The sequence below is a fragment of the Luteimonas kalidii genome (genome assembly GCF_029887935.1).
GTDB classification, from domain to species: domain Bacteria; phylum Pseudomonadota; class Gammaproteobacteria; order Xanthomonadales; family Xanthomonadaceae; genus Luteimonas; species Luteimonas kalidii.
In genome coordinates, this window is sequence record NZ_JARXRO010000015.1 from 211,349 (window position 1) to 232,095 (window position 20,747).

Genomic DNA, 20,747 nt, shown 5'->3' on the forward strand with positions numbered 1-20,747 from the left:
CATCAATGATGACAAGCCCGTGAACCCTGTCAAGCGGGGCCGCCGTGGAATTTTCGTCAAAACTCCGTTAACCGCGGGCCCCTTCCCGGGCTCAGACGAGCTCGACCGCGACCGCGGTCGCCTCGCCCCCACCGATGCACAGGGCGGCGACCCCGCGCTTGCCGCCACGCGCCCGCAGGGCGTGCAGCAAGGTCACCACCAGGCGCGCGCCACTGGCGCCGATGGGATGGCCCAGCGCGGTCGCACCGCCGTTGACGTTGATCTTGTCGTGGGGGATGCCGAGCTCGCGGATGGGCGCCATGGCGACCACTGAAAACGCTTCATTGACCTCGAACACGTCGACGTCCCCGACCGACCAGCCGAGCTTGTCGAGCAGGTTGCGGATCGCACTCACCGGCGCGGTGGTGAACCATTCCGGCTCCTGCGAGAAGGTGGCGTGGCCGACGATGCGTGCAACCGCTTCCAGCCCCAGCTTCGCCGCATGTTCGGCGCTCATCAGCACGGTCGCGGCGGCGCCGTCGGAGATGCTCGAGGAGCTGGCGGCGGTCACCGTGCCGTCCTTGCGGAAGGCCGCGCGCAGGGTCGGGATCTTGGCGATGTCGGACTTGCCCGGCTGCTCGTCGGTGTCGACCTCGACCTCACCCTTGCGGGTGGCGACCTTGACCGGGACGATCTCGTCCTTGAACGCGCCCGAGGCGATCGCCGCCTGCGCGCGCTTGACCGACTCGATCGTGTAGGCGTCCTGCTCCTCGCGGGTGAAACCGTACTTGTCGGCGGTGGCCTCGGCGAACACGCCCATCGACTGGCCGTCGTAGGGGTTGGTCAGCCCGTCCCACGCCATGTGGTCGACCAGCTTGGCATCACCGTAGCGCAGGCCGGGGCGCGCCGAGACCATGTGCGGGGCGTTGGTCATCGACTCCATGCCGCCGGCGACCACCACGCTGGCCGACCCGGCCTTGATCAGGTCGTGGCCGAGCATGATCGCCTTCATGCCCGAACCGCAGACCTTGTTGATCGTGGTGCAGCCGGTGGCCTTCGGCAGCCCGGCAGCGAGCGCGGCCTGGCGCGCCGGCGCCTGGCCGAGGTTGGCGGGCAGCACGCAGCCCATGATCACCTCGGAGACGTCCTCGCCCTTGACCCCGGCGTGGTCGAGCGCGCCGCGGATCGCGGCCGCGCCAAGGGTGGGCGTCGGCACGCCGGTGAACTGGCCGAGCATGGAACCGATGGCGGTGCGCTTGGCACCGACGATGACGACGTCGCTCACGGGACACTCCGGGGATGCGTGGGGTCCTGGATTATCGCGTTCGTGACCGGTGCCGGCAAACGGGAGCGCCGGCCGCGGCGCAGCGGCCGCCGGGCGCGTGTAGAGTCCGCGAGTGCGCCGTGGACGGCGCGGGGCAGGCAATGGAGGCGGGGATGTCGAAGCGGAACGTGGGAGCCGTATCGCGGCTGACGATGGCGCTGTGGATCGGGCTGGCGCTGGGCGCCTGCGGTGGCGGCGGGGGCGCGACGCGACCCGATCCGCCGCCATTGGCGCCGCCGCCCATCCTGCCACCGGAGACGCCGCCGCCGGGGCCGCCCGTGGTCGAGACCCCGAATCCCGATTTCAGCCACCACCTGACCTGGACCGGCGCCGATGCTGCGCAGGAAGCCGGCTGGACCGGCGAGGGCGTCCGCATCGGCGTGATCGACAGCGGCGTCAACCGCGACCATCCGGCGCTGGCCGGGCAGGTGGTCGCCAACCTGAGCTACATCGACCCGAACGCGAACGACCTGTCCGTCGACGATGTCGTCGGCCACGGCACCGCGGTGGCGCAGATCATCGCCGGGCAGGCCTTCGGGCAATGGCCCGGAGGCGTGGCGCCGGGCGCGGAGATCGTCTCGGCGCGGATCATCAGCGACGAGCCGCCCGAGGACGACGGCAGCGGCGAGGGCAACGAAGTCGACGGCGCGCTCGGCCTGGCGCCGATCCACGACGACCTGATCGCACGCGACGTGCGGATTATGAACAACTCCTGGGGCGGCCTGTACTGGACCAACCCGGCCGCCACCGCGGAAATCGCGGCCGAGTACCGGCCCTTCATCGTCGACAACGACGGCCTGGTGGTGTTTTCCGCCGGCAATTCCGGCTTCGACGACCCGTCGGACATGTCGGCCCTGCCGAGCCAGGCCGGCACCGGCGGCACCCGGCCGGCCGCGGACCTCGAACGCGGCTGGCTGGCGGTGGCGGCGCTGGACGCCGAATCCCCGACGCAGCTGGCCGACTACTCCAACGCCTGTGGCGTCGCGATGGACTACTGCCTCGCGGCCCCGGGCACGGTGACCGTGACCGGCACCGACGACCCGCCGGATGATCCCGAGTACTGGCGCTGGTCGGGCACCTCCTTTGCCGCGCCGATCGTGTCCGGCGCCGCCGCGCTGGTGTGGGAGGCCTTCCCGTATTTCGACAACGACCTGGTGCGCCAGACCCTGCTCGGCACCGCGACCGACATCGGTGCGCCGGGCGTGGACGCGGTGTTCGGCCATGGCGCGGTCGACGTCGAGGCCGCCGTGCGCGGGCCGGCGCGGCTGGACTGGGGCGATGTCACGGCCGATTTCGATGGCTTGACATCCGTCTGGAGCAACGACATCTCCGGCCAGGGGTCCCTGATCAAGGATGGAACCGGCACCCTGGTCGTGGACGCGAACATGTCCAACTCGGGGGGTGTCCGCGTACGGGCAGGCACCCTGCGCGCCGAGCGCACGGTGCGCGGCGATGTGCGGGTGGATGCTGCGGGCACGTATGCGATCGGTGCCAACGTGCTGGACGTCAGCCTGGTCGGCAACCTCGACAATGCCGGTCGACTGGACGTCATCGGCCAGGGCGCGAATCGCGAGTTCACCTCGATCGAGGGCGACTACCGCCATCGCGACGATGCGACGCTCGCGTTCGACCTGGGGCAGGTGCTCGGGGTGAGCGGGACTGTCCGCATCGAAGGCGGCGACCTGCATGTCATGGGGGTGAAGCCGGGCTATACGGCCACGAGCCGGGAGCTCGTGATCGAGGCAGGGAGCCTGACCGGCGAGTTCGAGCGGCTGACCTGGGCATCGTCGCTATTCCTGCAGGGCAGCCTGGACTACGAACCCGCCCGACTCTGGCTCGACATCGAACGCCTCGACGTCGCCTCCGCGGCGAAGTCGCTGGCGCGTATCCGGCCCGCGGGCGTGTCGGCCGCGCAGCGCGTGGAAGCCGCGTTCGATGCGATCGACGCACACGACGCGGCGGGACGCGTCGGCGCCGTCGACAGCGAGTTCCGCCGTGTCGCGGGTGCATTCCAGCGGCTGGGCGACGAGACCACCGCCGTCGCCGCGCTCGACAGCCTGTCCGGCGAGTCGCATGCGCTCGCCACCACGCTCACCTTCGATGCGGCGGACATGGGGCGGCGGGCGCTGTCCGCGCGCGTGGGCACGCTGCAGCCGGGACTCGTGGGTGCAGGCGCGTGGACGCAGTCGCTGAGCGCACGCGGCGAGGGGCCGGGCATGGCCGGCGGCGGCTTCCAGCTCGACGGCTGGATGCTGGGCCGCGATCTCGCGCTCGGCGACGGGCTGCTGGCCGGCTTCGCGTTCGGCGAAACCCGCGCCGACGACTGGGTCGGCGGCAACCGCGACCGCAGCCGCGACCGGCAGACCCAGGCCGCGCTGTACGTCGGTCGGGTGTCGGCGAGCGGCTATGCGCTTGCGCAGGCCAGCACCGGCCGCTTCGACCGCGACATCGAGCGCCATCTGTTCGCGGGCGAAGATGCGCGTGCGGGCGTGTTCACCGGCTACGCCGGCGACGTATCCAGCCTGGGGCTCGAAGCCGGTCGCCAGCTGCACCTGGGCGACTGGCAGGTGACCCCGTATGTGGGCGCCGACCACGTGCGCGTCTCGCACGACGGTTTCGAGGAATGGGGCAGCGGTTACGCCCTGCGCACGCAGGCGGCGACGTTCCAGCGCACCCAGGCCACCGCCGGCCTGCGCGCAGGGTTCCACTGGCGCGGCGCACGCCTGCACGCGTACTCGGAATGGCAGCAGACGCTGGCCGCGAGTGGATTCGACATCGACGCCAGCTTCGTGGGCCTCGATAGCTGGTCGCCGCTGCCGCTGGCCGATGCCGCACGCTCCGGCGGGTTGTTCGGCTTCGGCCTCGAAGCGCCGCTGGGCCGACGCGCGTGGCTCTCGCTCGGCGTCGACCAGCGCTTCGGCCCGCGTGGCGACGAGCGCATGGGTTCGGTGCGCTACACGATCGGGTTCTGAATGCACGGAGCGCGGCGCGGGCGTCCGCGCCGGCGTTCGCGTGCCTCGCGGATGTCCCCTTTTCATTCCGACCCACTCCGTCAGTTCGACCCTCTTCCTGTCATCTCGACCGAAGGGAGAAATCCCGGCGAGTGCACCGGCACCACCACGCAGCCCGGATAAGGCCGTAGGCCGCATCCGGGATGTGGGGTCGGCTGCGACGAGAGGTGGCTTTCCCGGGTGCGCTTCGCTTACCCGGGCTACGAAAGTCGCTGCGCTCTGGATGACCGGAGGAACGAAATGCCGGTCCTGCGATCGTGGCCAGGCGCCGCGCTGCGCCGGGTCAGTGGTTGCCGGCGAACAGCTCGCGGCCGATCAGCATGCGGCGGATCTCGTTGGTGCCGGCGCCGATCGCGTAGAGCTTGGCGTCGCGCAGGATCCGCCCGGTGGCGTACTCGTTGATGTAGCCGTTGCCGCCCAGCGCCTGGATCGCCTCCAGCGCCACCTGCACCGCGGCTTCGCTCGCATGCAGCAGGCAGCTCGCGGCATCGATGCGCGAACGGTGGCCGGCGTCGTAGTCGCGCGCCACCTGGTAGGCGAACGCGCGCGAGGACTGCAGCTGGGTGTACATGTCGGCGATCTTGGCCTGCATGATGCCGAAGCTGCCGATCGGCTGGCCGAACTGGCGCCGGTCGCGCACGTAGGGCAGGGCGATGTCGAGCGCGGACTGCATCAGCCCCAGCGGCCCGCCGGTGAGCACGAGGCGCTCGGTATTGAGCCCGCTCATCAGCACCTTGACGCCGTTGTTGACCTCGCCCAGCACGTTCTCCGCGGGGATCTCGCAGTCCTCGAACACCAGCTCGCAGGTGTTGGAGCCGCGCATGCCGAGCTTGTCGAGCTTCTGCGCGGTGGAAAATCCCTTGAAGCCCTTCTCGACGATGAAGGCGGTCATGCACTTGCTGCCGAGTTCGCGGCTGGCGGTGCGCATGTAGACCACCAGCACGTCGGCCTCGGGACCGTTGGTGATCCACATCTTGTTGCCGTTGGCGATCCAGGTGTCGCCCTTGAGTTCGGCGCGGCAGACCATCGAGCCGACCACGTCCGAGCCGGCGCCCGGCTCGCTCATCGCCAGCGCGCCCTTCCATTCGCCGCTGCACAGCTTCGGCAGGTATTTTTCGCGCTGCGCCTGGTTGCCGTTGGCGTACAGGTTGGACACGCACAGGTTGGAGTGCGCGCCGTAGCTCAGGCCCACGGAGCCGGACGCGCGCGAGATCTCCTCCATCGCCACCAGGTGCGCGAGGTACCCCATCTCGCTGCCGCCGAACTCGCCCGGCACGGTCATGCCCAGCAGCCCCAGCTCGCCGAGCTTCTGCCACAGCTCCTGCGGAAACGCGTTGTCCTCGTCGATCGCGGCCGCGCGCGGCGCGATTTCCGCATCGGCGAAGCGGCGCACCGCCTCGCGCAGGCTGTCGATGTCCTCGCCGAGGGGGAAAGTCCGCATGCCGCGCTCCGTCTGGATTGGTTTCACATGCTACAACGCGCCGCCGCCCTGCCGGGTTCACGGACGCGTAGCCCGGATAAGGCCGAAGGCCGCATCCGGGGCAGGGGCGTCCGGAGTCGCGTGAGCGGCGTTGTCGAAGGACGCCTCGCGGCGTCCCGGGTGCGCTTCGCTTACCCGGGCTACGCGGCTGCGGGAGACGCACGCCCGGCCCAATGGCCGAGACGCCTTACGTGCCGCGCACGCGACCCTGGAAGCGGGGGGTGTTGCGGCCCATCGGCAGCTTGAGCTTGCCGATGGTCTGGATGCGTTCCTCGGCCAGGCGGTCGGCGGCGACGTAGGTGGGGATGGCGTCGCGCTCGGCGATCTCGAAGATGCGCGTGAGGTTGTGGTAGATCGTGCGCATCATCCGCATCGCGCGTTCGCGGTTGTAGCCGTCGATCTCCAGCGAGATGTTCATCACCCCGCCCGCGTTCACCGCGTAGTCCGGCGCGTACAGGATGCCGCGCTTGGCCACCTCGTCGCCGATCGCGTTGTTGGCCAGCTGGTTGTTGGCCGCGCCGCAGATCACCTTCGCCTTGAGCCGCGGCAGCGTCTTGTCGTTGACCGTGCCGCCCAGCGCGCAGGGCGAGTACACGTCGGCATCGACGTCGTAGATCTCGTCCAGGCCCACCGCTTCGGCGCCCAGCTCGCTGACCGCGCGGTCCACCAGTTCCTTGTTGATGTCGGTGACGAAGATCTTCGCGCCGCGTTCCTTCAGCAGCTTGGCGAACTCCATGCCCACGTGGCCCAGGCCCTGCACCGCGTAGGTGTACTTGCCGATCTCCTCGTCGCCGAACTTCCGGTTCAGCGCCGCCATCAGCCCCTGCAGCGTGCCGTAGGCGGTGAATGGAGAGGGATCGCCCGAACCGCCATGCACTTGGTGCACGCCGGTGACGAACTGGGTCTCGCGATAGACGTATTCCATGTCGTTGACGTCGATGCCGACATCCTCGGCGGTGATGTAGCGCCCGCCCTGCGAGTCGACGAACTGGCCGAACGCGCGGAACAGCGCCTCGGACTTGTCCTTGGCCGGATCGCCGATGATCACCGCCTTGCCGCCGCCCAGGTTCAGCCCGGCCACCGCGTTCTTGTAGGTCATGCCGCGCGAGAGGCGCAGCACGTCGTCGAGCGCGTCCTGCTCGGTCTTGTACGGCCACATCCGGGTGCCGCCCAGGGCCGGGCCCAGCACGGTGTTGTGGATCGCGATGATGGCCTTCAGGCCCACGTCCGGGTTGTGGCAGAACACGACCTGTTCGTGGCCGTAGGTCCCAAGCTGTTCGAAAATCATGGAAAAAACTCCATCGCGGGGCGCCGCGCGAATGCCGCGTCGGGCCTCTGGTCAGGTGGCAAGTGATTGATTCTGCTGGGCAGTCGGCCCGCAGGCGGGCGAGGGTGGCGTGACAGGCGCGGCATTCTACGCCCCTCGTCCGCGAATTGCCTGTGGCGAAGGGTCTCCCGGCCCGGGTCCCGGGTGCGCTTCGCTTGCCCGGGCTACGACGGCTGCGGTCAGGCCGCGCCCGGCCAGCTGCCACCGGCCACATGCCAGACGAGGCCGACGACCAGTCCCACGACTCCCGCGCCGAGCGCCACCACAGCCGAGGAGGGGCTTCTGCCGCCGAGCAGGTACAGGCAGAGCCCTGCCGCGATACCGGCGATGAGCGGAATCGCGAATCGTGGCGCAGCCAGAAGCTCGATGAAGTCAGTTGCGTCCAGCGCCATCGCTCACCTCCCCGTGTCGCCTCGCGCTACAGCTGCGATTCCACCGGCAGCCAGCCGACCACGCGTGCCAGGCCGCGCTCCCACCAGGCGGTTTCCGGTTCGTGTTCGAGCACCACTGGCGGGTCGGCGACGCGGTCCAGCCAGCGCACGCGGTCCTCTTCGTCCAGAAAGACCCAGTAGCTGTGGTCGCGCCCGGACAGGCGCTGGTACTCCTCGCGCAGCGCGATCGCCAGGGCCGGTTCGTCGAACAGCACGCCCATCTCGGTGTTGAGCATGATCGAGCGCGGGTCGATGTTGAACGAACCGATGAAGCCGTGGCGGTCGTCCACCACGAAGGCCTTGGTGTGCAGGCTGGCGCCGCTGCTGCCGAACAGGCTCGAGCCGCCGTCGAGCGCCTGCGGGCGCATCTCGTACAGCGCCACGCCGGTCTTGAGCAGCGCCTTGCGGTAGTTGGCGTAGCCGCCGTGCACGGCCAGCACGTCGTTGGCCGCCAGCGAGTTGGTGATCACGCCCACGTGCGCGCCGCGGTTGCGCACCAGCGCGGCGAACCCGGTGACGCCCTCGTCGCCGGGCACGAAGTAGGGTGAGACCAGCAGCGCCTTGCGCTCGGTCTTGCGCAGCGTGTCCATGAGGTGCGACACCAGCCCGTCGGTGCGGGTGCTGGATTTCCACTTCACCGGCGGGTCGGACAGCACGCGGATGCGGTCGGTCCAGAACGGCGTGAGTTCCTGCGCGAAGTAGGCGCGCACGCTCGGCGCCATGTCCACCTGGCGCAGGTAGCGCTGCGCCAGTTTGCCGCGGGCTTCTTCCTTGATCGCCGCCAGCTCGGTGTCCAGCGTGCGCTTGGGCTTGCGGTTGAGCTGGGCGATCGGCACCACCGCCTCGCTGTTCCAGAACTGGTCGAAGATCGCGCTGGCGTCGCGCACCGCGGGGCCGAACAGCAGCACGTCCAGGTCGAGGAAGTTGGTCTCTTGGTGCGCGCCGAAGTATTCCAGCCCCACGTTGCGCCCGCCCACCACCGCCGCCTGGCCGTCGGCGATCCAGGCCTTGTTGTGCATGCGGTAGGTGACGCTGAACATGCGTTGCACCATTTCCAGCACGCGCGCGATGCCGTCGCGGTTGCGGAACGGGTTGTAGACGCGGATCTCGATGTTCTCGTGCACGTCCAGCGCCAGCAGTGCCGCATCCATGCCGGAGATGCTGATGTCGTCCAGCAGCAGGCGCACGCGCACGCCGCGTTCGGCCGCCTTCCAGGCCTCGTACATCAGCAGGTGGCCGGTGAGGTCGTCGTGCCAGATGTAGTACTGCAGGTCCAGGCTGCGCCCGGCCTGGCGCGCGGAGATGGCGCGCGCGGCGAACGCGTCCAGGCCGTCGGGCAGCATGATGGTGCCGGTCTTGCCCGGGTTGCGCGCGAGCAGCGGGGCGAGCTCGCGGTCCAGCGCGGTCTGCCCGGGCACGATCGCCAGCGCATGGCTGGGCGCACCGGTGGCCGGCGGCATCAGGTGATCGGCCAGCAGCACGCCGCTGAGCACCAGCATCGCCAGCGAGAACACGCCCCAGGCCAGGATGCGCGGCAGCCGCTCCCGCACGGTGGGGGGCGTGCGCCCGGGTGGCGGGGACGAAGTGGGGTGCGGCGAGGTGCGTCGGCTCATGCCGACCAGTGTGGCATGCGTCCTCGTAGCCCGGGTAAGCGAAGCGCACCCGGGGTCGCGTCGTCATCGGCACCATTCGCGTGGCGGCCTGGTCTCGCGCATCCGGATGGGACCGGCTCCCGTCATCCGGATGCGATCCGGTCCCGCCACCCCGGATGCGGCCTTCGGCCTTATCCGGGCTACGCAGTCCACGTCGCCCATGTCGACCACGTAGCCCGGGTAAGCGAAGCGCACCCGGGGTTGCGTCGTCAGAGCGGCCCCGTTCGTTGGGTGGCATGGTCCCGCGCATCCGGGTGTGGCCCGGCCCGTTGCATGGATGCGATCCGGTCCCGCACCCCGGATGCGGCCTTCGGCCTTATCCGGGCTACGCATGCCCCCCGCAAACCGGCCCAAAACCGCCCCCGCGCTACAATCGGTTCCAACTGAAATCAAGCCGGAATGCGCCATGGCCACGCCCGCCGATCGCCTCCCCGAGTCCTCCGCCGAGACCACGCCGCAGGCCACCCCGCTGCGCTTCGTCACCGCCGCATCGCTGTTCGATGGCCACGACGCCGCCATCAACATCATGCGCCGGCTGATCCAGGCCCAGGGCGCGGAGGTGATCCACCTCGGCCACAACCGCAGCGTCGAGGACGTGGTGCGCGCCGCGCTGCAGGAAGACGCCGACGCCATCGCCCTGTCCAGCTACCAGGGCGGCCATGTCGAATACTTCAAGTACATGGTCGACATGCTGCGCGAACGCGGCGCGGCCCAGATCCGCGTCTTCGGCGGCGGCGGCGGCACGATCACGCCCGAGGAGATCCGCGAACTCGAAGCCTACGGCGTCGAGCGCATCTACCACCCCAACGACGGCATGAAGATGGGCCTGGTGGAGATGATCGAGGACGTGGTGCGCCGCACCGCGGAATCGCGCAGCGCCGGCCGCACGCAGCCGCGTCATTCCGGGCCCACGCCTGTCCGGGCCGCCGGACCATCGCAACAGGGCGGCGCCCAGGCCGGCGCCCGTGCGGCGAACGACCCCTCCAGCGAGCCGTCGCAGGCAGGCGACGACGAGTCCGACCCAGGTTCCTCGTCGGCGAGCGGTGCCGCGGAGAAAGGCGACTCTGGCCCCGGTGTCGGCCAGCACGTGGACACCGAACCCGCTACGCCCGCCAACGCCGACCCCCACGACGAGATCGCCATCGGCCGCCTGCTCTCCGCGATCGAGGACGGCACCCTGCCCGAAACCGAACTCGCCACCCTGCGCAAGGCCTGGCACCTGGCCGGCGGCCGCACGCCCGTCATCGGCATCACCGGCACCGGCGGCGCGGGCAAGTCCAGCGTCACCGACGAACTGCTCAACCGCTTCCTCGCCAGCTTCGCGCAGATGCGCATCGCGGTGATCAGCGTCGACCCCACCCGCCGCCGCAGCGGCGGCGCGCTGCTGGGCGACCGCATCCGCATGAACTCGCTGCGCTCCCACCGCGTGTACATGCGCTCGATGGCCACCCGCCGCCAGCACGTGGCCACCAACGCCGTGCTGCGCGACTGCATCGCCGCGCTGCGCGGGCAGGGCTTCGACCTGGTGATCGTGGAAACCGCCGGCATCGGCCAGAGCGATTCGGAGATCGTGGACCTGGTGGATTTCCCCGTCTACGTGATGACCAGCGACTACGGCGCCGCCAGCCAGCTGGAAAAGATCGACATGCTCGATTTCGCCGAACTCATCGTGCTCAACAAGTACGACCGCCGCGGTGCCGAGGACGCCCTGCGCGACGTGCGCAAGCAGTGGAAGCGCAACCGCGTGGCGTTCCAGACCGCGGACGAGGACGTGCCGGTGTACCCCACCATTGCCAGCCAGTTCAACGACCCCGGCGTGAGCTGGATGTTCGTCAACCTGTGCCGGCTGATGCGGGAGAAAAACGAAAACCGGGGTCAGGGTCGACTGTCCCCGGAACACGACACGTCCGGAGGTACCGAGCGGAAAGTCGACTCCGACCCCGGCTTTGCTTCCCCCCGCTGCGACTTCCGCCCCAGCCTCGACACCACGCTCAAGGAGCCCCGCGCCACCGTCCTGATCCCCGGCGCGCGCGTACGCTACCTGGCCGAGATCGCCGAACAGGGCAGGGCCATCAACGCCTCCATCGAGAAGCAGGCCGAAGCCGCCGACCGCGCCCAGTCCTTCTGGCAGTCGTTGAAGGAACTCGAGGACCCGAAGCTTCCGAAGGCCCTGGACCTCTACGACACCGGCGACCTGCATCCCGCTCCCGAGGGGGAAGGTGCGGCTACCCCGGACCGCACCCTGGTCACCCTCCGCCAGCGCTACAACGACGCCCTCCAGTCCCTCACCAGCGACAGCCTGCGCCTGCTGCGCGAATGGCCCGCGCGGCTGAAGGCCATCACCGACGACACCACCGAATACCACGTCCGCGGCAAGGCCATCGAAGTCCAGAACTACCGCGAATCCCTCAGCCACCAGAAGATCCCCAAGATCGCCGCCCCCAGCTACAAGAGCTGGGGCGAACTGCTCACCTTCCTGGGGAAGGAGAACCTGCCCGGCAGCTACCCCTACACCGGCGGCGTCTACCCCTACCGCCGCACCGGCGAAGACCCCATCCGCATGTTCGCCGGCGAAGGCACGCCCGAGCGCACCAACCGCCGCTTCCACTACCTCAGCGCCGGCCAGCCCGCCGCGCGCCTGTCCACCGCCTTCGACAGCGTGACCCTCTACGGCGAAGACCCGGCCGAGCGCCCCGACATCTTCGGCAAGATCGGCAACTCCGGCGTCAACATCCCCACGCTGGACGACATGAAGAAGCTCTACTCCGGCTTCGACCTGTGCGCGCCCACCACCAGCGTGTCGATGACCATCAACGGCCCGGCGCCGATCATCCTCGCGCTGTTCATGAACACCGCCATCGACCAGCAGGTGGAGAAATACCTCAAGGCCGACGACGCCCGCTGGCAGGACGCCCAGCGCAGGATCGACGCCTTCTTCGAAGGCCGCGAACGCCCCCGCTACCACGGCGACCTCCCCAAGGGCAGCGATGGCCTGGGCCTGGCCTTCCTCGGCATGACCGGCGACCAGCTGGTGGACGCCGACACCTACGCCCGCATCAAGGCCGAGACGCTGGCCACCGTGCGCGGCACCGTCCAGGCCGACATCCTCAAGGAGGACCAGGCCCAGAACACCTGCATCTTCAGCACCGAGTTCGCCCTGCGCATGATGGGCGACATCCAGCAGTACTTCGTGGACCACAAGGTCCGCAACTTCTACTCGGTGTCGATCTCCGGCTACCACATCGCCGAGGCCGGGGCGAACCCGATCAGCCAGCTCGCCTTCACCCTGAGCAACGGCTTCACCATCGTCGAGTACTACCTGGCGCGGGGCATGAAGATCGACGACTTCGCGCCCAACCTGAGCTTCTTCTTCTCCAACGGCATGGACCCGGAGTACACCGTCATCGGCCGCGTGGCCCGCCGCATCTGGGCGCGCGCCATGCGCGAGCGCTACGGCGGCAATGAGCGCAGCCAGATGATGAAGTACCACATCCAGACCAGCGGACGCAGCCTGCACGCGCAGGAGATCCAGTTCAACGACATCCGCACCACGCTGCAGGCCCTGTACGCGTTGTTCGACAACTGCAACAGCCTGCACACCAACGCCTTCGACGAGGCCATCACCACGCCCACCGAAGACAGCGTGCGCCGCGCCGTGGCCATCCAGATGATCATCAACAAGGAGCTGGGGCTGAACTTCTGCGAGAACCCCTGGCAAGGCAGCTTCATCGTCGACCAGCTGACCGACCTGGTGGAAGAGGCCGTCTACAAGGAATTCGAGGCCATCAGCGAGCGCGGCGGCGTGCTGGGCGCCATGGACACCATGTACCAGCGTGGCAAGATCCAGGAAGAGTCGCTGTACTACGAGCACAAGAAGCACGACGGCAGCCTGCCCCTGGTGGGCGTGAACACCTTCCTGCCCAAGGAGCACGCGCGCGAGGTGGCGACCGAGATCGAGCTGATCCGGTCGACGGAAGCCGAGAAAGGCCAGCAGATTTCTAACGTTAGAAGCTGGCAGGCCAACCGCAACCGCCTGGCCCCGGAAGGCGAGACCTCCCACGCCCATGTGGTTGAGGATGAAACCGTCGCCGGCGAGGTGCACGACGGCCACGGGCTGGCGTATCTTCAGGACACGGCGCGGCGGCGGGGGAACGTGTTCGCGGCGCTGGTGGAAGCGGTGAAGACCCACTCACTGGGGCAGATCAGTCATGCCTTGTATGAGGTGGGGGGGGAGTATCGGCGGAATATGTGAGTTTCCCCAGCGAACCTTTATAGCCTTCTTGGAAGTAGCATGACTACGCCGACCGAAGCACTACGAAGCCCACAAGTACGAAAACGACTGATCTGGTTTGTCTTGCTCGCAGTAGCAGTATTGCTTTTGCTTCGCTTTGCGGTGTTAGCGCCCAATCAGTACCGGTTCCTACCCAATTATTTTGACCTGCTGGCACGAACGCTTGAGTCGTTCTCTGTCGCGCTACTGACAGGCTTGGCCATCCCCGTGTTGGCGATTTGGCTTGGTCCTGACTCTGAAGAACTCGCAAAGGTCCAGATTCTTGATCGAAAGTTGGAGACTACGCCAGCGTTTGAAGCCGCATTCCAAACGACTAGCAAATGGTGGTTTCGTGGAGGAATGGGCAGCTACTTTAGGTCCTCGACCCTTCCCGCATTACTGAAGCATAGGCCCCCAGTGGAGGTCATGCTCGTGCTCCTCGATATTCGCGACCAAAAGCTCATTGATCGATACGCCGCTTATCGGCAAGCCCAAGGCAATCCAGCTGCAACAGCCACCGAGATACGGAAGAACATCATTTGCTCAATATGGGCTCTCGTCATGACAAAGCCGGGGCTGGGAACGATAACTTCTGCATCGGTGCATTTGACCGATGTCTACTCATCATTTCGAATTGATTTGTCTAGCGATTGGGTCTTCTTGACGCAGGACGCTCCCGAAGCGCCCGCTCTGCGATTTAGTTCACAGAGTTCGTACTACAAGGGTTTCGAAAATGAATTTCGGCAGAGTTGGGCTCTGACAGTGCGCCTACATGACCAAATCGATCACATTGACTTTGAGTCGCCAGAAGTTTTCTTTGAGCAGTTCTTCCAAACGGAACTTTCCGAAGCCGAAATTGCAGCGCTCAAAGCCTTATGAAGAAGAGTGACGAGATACTTGCGCTTCTAAAGCTTTCACAAGCTGAGGCATTTAGTCGATTCTTGTCATGCCTAGAGCGTTCGGAACTTGTATTTTATACTCATCCACTCGGCTTTGTGCAGGCGAAGTGGCAAGAGAGGAGTGTCGAATTCAGGCTCAACGTATGGCTGCGTTCGGTTGGTCGACCTAAGACTCCTAACTGGTCTGTGCACGACCATTCTTTTGCATTCAAAAGCTACGTAATATTTGGCGCGCTATCAGAGAGGCGGTATCTCGCGGGCTCTGAAATTGCGCACCGGCATTACCTGGTGGAGTACTCGGAATCGGGGTCACATCTTAGTCCGACGCCCTCCACCTCTTCACTCTCCTCGGGATCGAATTTTCTCTACTGTCGTGGCGATGAGTATGTAATCGAGGCTCATGAGGTTCATTCTACCGAGGCGAGCATCGAGCCGACGGTTTCATTAATGCGGGTAGGGCAGCGCATTGGCAGACCCCCGACTGTGTTCGGAGATATTAGCCCGCCGGCGTTTGAGCCATACCAGTCAGAGATGGTGCCGATTCCTAAGTTGACCTCGGCCTTGCGACATGCGGCGGCAAATCGGATAAAAGGGGACGGAGGGAATTGAATTGAGTTCCCCAAGAGCGAAAGGGGCAAGATCGAAAGGAGACAGTGAAATTGGGCGAAATTGTGGAGATGATTAACTCGATGAACGGATTCGGGTCTGGTAGTCAAATACTCGCTCTACGCGTCGGAATGGATGGTGAGGAAATATGGGGTCAGGTACATTTTCCCTAACGGGGACCGCCTCGCCGCCGGACCTCCACGCTGCGACCGATGGGAAAGAATGAGGTCGGGTTCATCTTCTTGGTGAGAAATATAGTGCGTCCAAGAACGGGGGTCAGCGTCGACTTTCTCACCCTTCAATGCAAAACAGGGGTCAGAGTAGACTTTCTCGGCGGTCTTAGCGAACACCGAAACGCTAGCCTGACCCCTATTTTGGAGCCGCCTGCAGCCCCTGGCCCAGCATGGGTTCGACTCGGAAGTTGCGCTGGGCAGCGACCTGGTGAACACCGCGCTCGAGGGGGACGGCCTGCTCAAGGTCTCCGGCCGCAACCGCGACTTGGACGGCGCCGCCGAAGCCCGCGGCGCCCGCCGTGGCTCGCGCTCGAGCGCGAGCCAGCGGAGTGATTATCAGGACTCTCGGGCGGGTAAAGCCCGCGCGCCTCGCATCGCACGTTCACCGTTGCTCTTTCCGAGGATTTCGGAGCAGGTTTGGCCAATGGCTGCGCTCAATGAGCATGAAAGTTTAGACTTCGCTAAATCGCTTGGTGAGGGGTGTTCACTTTGAACGATCTGAGGCTTTCAACAATCTCGGAGCATCTGTCTGACGATGACCGTAGTGCTTGGGCAAGAATGTTTCCCAGCCTTTTGGAGAAGAGTTTACTTGCTCTTGTAGTGTCAGGATGCTGCTTCATGGTGGCATGCATCTTCGCGACGCAGTGGCTGAGCAAAAGGGGACGGAGGGAATTCAATCCAGTTTCCCAGCGGTTGAGTAGGTCTGACGTCATGGATAGGGGAGGGCTAGTTCGGATTAGTTGCCTCCGTCCCCTTTCCTCAGTGCACTAGGGGATTCGTATGTGGACTACAGAAGGACTGATAAGTGAGAGCGACGTCGAACAAAAGTTCGTCTATCCACTGCTGATCGCGTCGAAACCCTTGGGTGCTGGTCTCCCGACTGAGGTGATTCAGACAAAATTCAATATTCGACGGTTGCCGATAGGTAAGGGTAAGGAGCAGAAGCTCTACTTCCCTGATTACCTGCTAGTCGCTTCTGGCTATCCACTTGTTGTAATTGAAGCAAAGGGTCCGACGGAATCGGCCCAAGAGGGTTACCGCCAGGCTAGGCTTTATGCAGCCGAACTCAATGCCCTGTACCCGCATGACATAAATCCAAGTAAGTACGTCGTCGCCACCAATGGTCAGAAGCTGATTTTCGGTCACGCGGATAGCGACACGCCAATATGCACTGCAGAGTGCGCGGGATTGGGTGTCTACTCATCGGAGATCGCTCAGCTGGTTGCTCTGATCGAGTGGAGCGCGCTCAAGGAAATGGCCTTGCGTGTCGCTGCCTTGCAGCGGCCCCAGAATCTGTTCAAGCCGCGAAGGCTGATTGGTGGAGTCGGGGTGCAGAACGAAGAAGTAGGCCGGAATGCGTTCGGCGCGACGTTAACCGCCGAGATCTCGAAGATATTCAATCCCGTCTCACAAGCCGATCGCGCAGAAGTTGTGCGAAACGCCTATGTGCCATCTCGGAGGCGGGAACGATACATCGACCCCATCGACCGTGTGATTCGTGCCGCACGGCCGCCGAGCGAAATTGATGCGCAGCGGTTTGAGGACACTTCGAAGCCGACCGAACTGGTTCGAAAGCTTCGTCAGAAGACAGAGTTAGAGCATCAAGTCATGCTGTTGGTAGGAAGTGTAGGTTCGGGCAAATCCACATTTGTCGACTATCTGCAGGAAGTAGCCCTGCCAGCTGAAATAGTTAAGTCGACCGTTTGGAGTCGGCTCAACATGAACGCCGCTCCGGTGTCGGCGCAAGAGATATACCCGTGGCTTCGCGAGCAACTGATACAGGCGTGTCGAAACTCTCTACCTAGCTTGGACTTTGACGAACTTGATGTGCTCGAGAAGCTTTATGGCGTCGAGATCTCTAAGTTCAAAAAGGGAGTGGGTCGCCTTTACGAGTCGCAGCCCGAAGTGTGGGCCGTGAAGCTTGGGGAGCAGATTCAACTGCTGCAGGCAGATGCCAACATTACGACAAACGCTCACGTGCGTTTCGCGTGTGGCGAGCGCGCGAAGCTGTGTATCGTGGTACTCGATAACTGCGACAAGAAAAATCGTGACGAGCAACTGCTGATGTTTGAGGCCGCGCAGTGGCTGCAGAAGGAGTTTCGATGCCTAGTGATACTGCCACTACGAGACGAGACGTACGACAATCATAAGGATCAGCCTCCGCTTGATACGGCCCTGAAGGACTTAGTCTTTCGCATAGAGCCGCCGTTATTTCAGCACGTCTTGATGAAGCGCGTGCAACTGGCGCTGAAGCAGCTCTCGACCGGTAGCGGCTCTAAGCTGCAGTTCTATCTCCCAAATGGGTTTCAGGTCGAATATCCGCCGTCAGAGCAGGCGTTCTACTTAACATCCGTCATCAAATCGCTGTTTGAACATGATCGGTTTGCGCGTCGAATGATCGTCGGGTTATCCGGGCGCAACATGCGGAGGGCTTTGGAGATATTCCTGGAGTTTTGCAATAGTGGCTATATTGGCGAGGATCAGATCTTTAAGATTCGCCAGTCAGAGGGCAATTATGTAATCCCGTTGCACCAAGTCGCGACAGTTCTTTTGCGAATGAATCGTCGTTTCTACGATAGCGATTTTTCTTACATCAAGAATATCTTCGCCGCCAACATCCACGACCCTCTTCCTGCCTATTTTTGTCGCTATATGATTTTGGGATGGTTGCGAGATAACTTCAGGCTTGTAGGTGCACGTGGATTGAAGGGATATTTTAGAAAGGCGGATGTAAAGCATGCGCTTTCTCCTTACGGGTTCGCGCCGGAGGTCCTGGATAGAGAGTTTAATTATCTACTCGCAGCGCAGTGTGTGATTGCCGAGCACCTGCGGCTCGATGGAGTGGACGACGACGACCTGGTTAGGATCGGGCCCGCAGGCTTCGTGCATCTTGATCTAATTGGAAACGTGAACTATCTAGCCGCAGTCGCTGAAGACACTTATTTTGATGACCGATTGCAAGCCGAGCGCGTATCCTCGCGTATTCGAAATTCGGATGAACATTTGCATCTCAAGACTGCGTCCGACAACGCGGAGGAGGTGGTAGCTTTCTTGGAAGAGTGCTGGAGTCGCTTGGTTCCATCCGGAGGGATTTTCATGGCCGACGACCTGCGAAAGCGGATGACAGCGTTCTCGGATGCGCGCGAAGCGCTCAATCGCATCGCAAAGTCTCAAGCGGGAGACCCATGGTTTGATGCCGATAAGCGGCTGCAAAGAGGGAGTCGTCATCCGGTTGTGGTGGTTAATGTAAAGGAATTTGGATTTTTCGTTGAGTTTCCTGATGGCACAAGCGGGCTGGTCCATAGAAGTGCTGCGGGCGGATTCGTGCCCGAGCCTGGCGATCGCGTCGAGGTTCAGATCAATTGGGTCGATGTTATTCAGCGGAAGATTGGTCTGAGGATGACCGCGTTCCTGCAAGAGGAAGTGGGGGATGTGTTTGCGGGATCTAGCCAGAGCGGATAGAGCAGAGATAACAATGGACGAGAAGGGGGCGGAGATAATTCATCCTCCATCCGGTCGTCACGGCGTCGCCGCTCGCCCCCTCTCCGGGCCGAAGCTGAGGCGATAGATTAGAGGCAGTGAGGATTATTCACGTGGACGGTTGGCCGGCTCGAACTATGAGGAGCGCTGGACGAGTCTGACGTAGCTTTCAGGTTTCCCCTACGTGACCTAATGGGGACGGAGGGGATTGAATCGATTTATGCCCAGCTTCCGAGCCCCTCGGTTTCGCCGCGCAGTGGTGCGTCAACGCTCCAGATTTGGGCGCATTTCTAGCAAGCGCTCGGCCACTGTATCGCTGTCGAGGTCGTCCCATGTCTTGCCTTCGGCCAGCAAGGCGTCGATAGCATTCCTGATGGCAGCAATCGGTGGTTTCTTGATGCCGTATCCCTCGCGGAAGTCCGGATCATCGAACTCATCCAGCAGACTCTCATAGGTGCTCCACTGGTTGAACAAGGGGTCGCCTTCGTCCCGCGCTCTCTGAATTCGGACTGCAATCAGTTGGTCCGCGTCGCGTTTAAGCAGCCCTGCGCTCGTTCTCATGCCGAAGAAGCGGAAGAACTCCTTCTGCCGGGCAGTCATCGGACGCTCCTCCCACGCCTTGCGAGCAGCTTCATCCTTGAATAGAAGAGCGATCTCATGCCGCGCCCTGGACTCGCTCATTCCACGCAACGGCCGCTTGAAGAAGCGAAGCACTTCCAGCTCATCTTCGTCGGCTGGCTCGCCTAGGCCGATCAAGTCGGATGCTTGCCCCTTGGTGAGGCGGGGAGAATGGCTGCGGCCATCATCGTCCAGGCGGTTTGACTGGAACTCGGTCATTGGATCGAAGTACCAGGCAGGGAACACATCTCCCGCCCCCAGACGTTCGGCCAGATCCCAGCGCTCCCGCAGCCAGTCTGGTATGCGTTCGGCAGAACGGCTTGCACTCTTATTCGTGAGCCCCTTTGGCGCCGGCGCGGTGCGATCGCGCCGGGAAGCTTTGAAGAGCAGGTAGATCACGCCGCCCACAACAATCAACCAGAAGAGGCTCATGTTGATCTCGCTCAGAGATTGGCCTAAGTGCGGACTTTCTCATGATTCGAGACACCAGCGCGCCTCAGAAGGGGGAGGCCGCAGCGTGGCCGCTGATGCGCATTGGCGGAAGGTCCCCGATGCCGGTATCGGGATTTTCCTACACGTCGGCGCACGTCCCTCGACACCCATCCCCTCCGCCCCTTGGCACCGTGCACGGGCCCGGCTCACGCCGGGCACCCACTCACACGGAATGCAAAGGAGCCTGCCGTGACCCAGAACCTGCTCTCGCTCACCCTGTCCGACGAGGACGTGGCCGCCGTCAACGCCGCGCTGTCCGATCTGGAATCCCGCCTGACAGGCCTGCTGGCGCTGGACAACGCCGCCCGCCGCCAGATCACCAAGATGGGCGACAATGTAATGACCCAGCACTTCCTGCACAGGTCAGGCCGCTAAGGCATAGGCCTCGGCGGGGGTTTTCATGCCCAGCGCCTGGTGCGGGCGCCGGTGGTTGTAGAACTGGATCCAGTCACCGATCACGCGCATGGCGTGCTGCTGGGTCTCGAAGCGGTGCCGGTGTGCGCACTGCTCCTTCAACGTGCGGATGACGCGCTCGACCATCCCGTTCTGCTGCGGGCAGTGCGGGGTGATGAACTCCTGCTTGAGCCCGTAGCCTCGCACCAGCCTCGTGTAGTGCCGACTGGTGAACACCAGGCCATTGTCGGAGCGCAGCAGGAACGGCACGGGCACGCGTCCCAGCGTGCCGTAGCGGATGATCAACGCCTGCTCCAGCGCGGCCGCCGCCGTGCTGGCCTTGCCACTGCGCGACAGCTGCCAGCCCAGCAACTGCCGGGTGTGGCAGTCGATCACCAGGGCCAGGGTCAGCCAGCCATCACGACCGCCCCAGATGCGGCACAGGTCGGTTGCCCAGCGCTGGTCGGGAGACGTGGCCACCGACGGCAGCGCCTGGATCCGGGGACGGTGGCCGATCGCGCGCTTGCGCACCTGCCAGCCCTTGAGCTGGAA

12 protein-coding genes are annotated in these 20,747 nt (G+C 64.6%); 5 read left to right on the forward strand and 7 right to left on the reverse strand.

What is annotated here, in order from left to right; genetic code table 11:
• Positions 1-91 precede the first annotated feature (91 nt).
• Positions 92-1,264 carry a thiolase family protein gene (locus tag QFW81_RS09810; protein WP_280578586.1) on the reverse strand — a complete coding sequence of 391 codons (1,173 nt, stop codon included), beginning with the start codon at positions 1,262-1,264 and terminating at the stop codon, positions 92-94.
• A gap of 152 nt (positions 1,265-1,416) precedes the next feature.
• On the opposite strand from QFW81_RS09810, the gene QFW81_RS09815 reads away from it, so the two are divergent.
• Positions 1,417-4,275, forward strand: a complete 2,859-nt coding sequence (locus QFW81_RS09815; protein WP_280578588.1) for an autotransporter serine protease — start codon at positions 1,417-1,419, stop codon at positions 4,273-4,275.
• A gap of 322 nt (positions 4,276-4,597) precedes the next feature.
• Here the strand turns inward: QFW81_RS09815 and QFW81_RS09820 are convergent, their stop codons facing one another.
• The 4 genes from QFW81_RS09820 to QFW81_RS09835 form a co-directional block, all read right to left on the reverse strand.
• Positions 4,598-5,755: an isovaleryl-CoA dehydrogenase gene (locus QFW81_RS09820; RefSeq protein WP_280578590.1), complete on the reverse strand. Its 1,158-nt coding sequence runs from the start codon at positions 5,753-5,755 to the stop codon at positions 4,598-4,600.
• A gap of 226 nt (positions 5,756-5,981) precedes the next feature.
• Positions 5,982-7,082: a Glu/Leu/Phe/Val dehydrogenase dimerization domain-containing protein gene (locus tag QFW81_RS09825; protein WP_280578591.1), complete on the reverse strand. Its 1,101-nt coding sequence runs from the start codon at positions 7,080-7,082 to the stop codon at positions 5,982-5,984.
• A 218-nt stretch (positions 7,083-7,300) separates the two neighbouring features.
• Positions 7,301-7,513, reverse strand: coding sequence for a hypothetical protein (locus QFW81_RS09830; RefSeq protein ID WP_280578593.1), 213 nt, complete (start codon positions 7,511-7,513; stop codon positions 7,301-7,303).
• A gap of 26 nt (positions 7,514-7,539) precedes the next feature.
• A complete protein-coding gene (locus QFW81_RS09835) occupies positions 7,540-9,165 on the reverse strand; it encodes a phospholipase D family protein (protein ID WP_280578595.1) in 1,626 nt (541 codons plus the stop codon).
• 445 nt (positions 9,166-9,610) lie between these two features.
• Here QFW81_RS09835 and QFW81_RS09840 point away from each other — a divergent pair, with 445 nt between their 5' ends.
• From QFW81_RS09840 to QFW81_RS09850, 3 genes are all read left to right on the forward strand, one after another.
• The gene (locus QFW81_RS09840) at positions 9,611-13,456 is read left to right on the forward strand and encodes a methylmalonyl-CoA mutase family protein (RefSeq protein WP_280578597.1); all 3,846 of its coding nucleotides are present in this window, start codon (positions 9,611-9,613) and stop codon (positions 13,454-13,456) included.
• A gap of 39 nt (positions 13,457-13,495) precedes the next feature.
• Positions 13,496-14,353 (forward strand): hypothetical protein, encoded by an 858-nt coding sequence (locus QFW81_RS09845; protein WP_280578598.1) that lies wholly within the window; start codon positions 13,496-13,498, stop codon positions 14,351-14,353.
• A gap of 1,639 nt (positions 14,354-15,992) precedes the next feature.
• Positions 15,993-18,674 carry a type I restriction endonuclease gene (locus tag QFW81_RS09850; protein ID WP_280578600.1) on the forward strand — a complete coding sequence of 894 codons (2,682 nt, stop codon included), beginning with the start codon at positions 15,993-15,995 and terminating at the stop codon, positions 18,672-18,674.
• Between the two features lie 282 nt (positions 18,675-18,956).
• Here QFW81_RS09850 and QFW81_RS09855 read toward each other — a convergent pair whose 3' ends face one another.
• Positions 18,957-19,742 (reverse strand): hypothetical protein, encoded by a 786-nt coding sequence (locus QFW81_RS09855; protein WP_280578601.1) that lies wholly within the window; start codon positions 19,740-19,742, stop codon positions 18,957-18,959.
• Between the two features lie 249 nt (positions 19,743-19,991).
• Between QFW81_RS09855 and QFW81_RS09860 the strand changes: the two genes are divergently transcribed.
• Complete coding sequence (locus QFW81_RS09860) at positions 19,992-20,177, forward strand: hypothetical protein (RefSeq protein ID WP_280578602.1); 186 nt, start codon at positions 19,992-19,994, stop codon at positions 20,175-20,177.
• Here QFW81_RS09860 and QFW81_RS09865 read toward each other — a convergent pair.
• A partial coding sequence (locus QFW81_RS09865; RefSeq protein ID WP_280578603.1) for an IS3 family transposase occupies positions 20,166-20,747 on the reverse strand: 582 nt, incomplete at its 5' end. The genes QFW81_RS09860 and QFW81_RS09865 overlap by 12 nt on opposite strands.

What these genes read in the sequence shown, in the direction of transcription:
- QFW81_RS09845 (WP_280578598.1), top strand. Translation starts at nt 13,496, where the DNA reads ATGACTACGCCGACCGAAGCACTACGAAGCCCACAAGTACGAAAACGA.
- QFW81_RS09835 (WP_280578595.1), bottom strand. Translation starts at nt 9,165, where the DNA reads ATGAGCCGACGCACCTCGCCGCACCCCACTTCGTCCCCGCCACCCGGG.
- QFW81_RS09850 (WP_280578600.1), top strand. Translation starts at nt 15,993, where the DNA reads ATGTGGACTACAGAAGGACTGATAAGTGAGAGCGACGTCGAACAAAAG.
- QFW81_RS09830 (WP_280578593.1), bottom strand. Translation starts at nt 7,513, where the DNA reads ATGGCGCTGGACGCAACTGACTTCATCGAGCTTCTGGCTGCGCCACGA.
- QFW81_RS09825 (WP_280578591.1), bottom strand. Translation starts at nt 7,082, where the DNA reads ATGATTTTCGAACAGCTTGGGACCTACGGCCACGAACAGGTCGTGTTC.
- QFW81_RS09855 (WP_280578601.1), bottom strand. Translation starts at nt 19,742, where the DNA reads ATGAGCCTCTTCTGGTTGATTGTTGTGGGCGGCGTGATCTACCTGCTC.
- QFW81_RS09820 (WP_280578590.1), bottom strand. Translation starts at nt 5,755, where the DNA reads ATGCGGACTTTCCCCCTCGGCGAGGACATCGACAGCCTGCGCGAGGCG.
- QFW81_RS09840 (WP_280578597.1), top strand. Translation starts at nt 9,611, where the DNA reads ATGGCCACGCCCGCCGATCGCCTCCCCGAGTCCTCCGCCGAGACCACG.
- QFW81_RS09815 (WP_280578588.1), top strand. Translation starts at nt 1,417, where the DNA reads ATGTCGAAGCGGAACGTGGGAGCCGTATCGCGGCTGACGATGGCGCTG.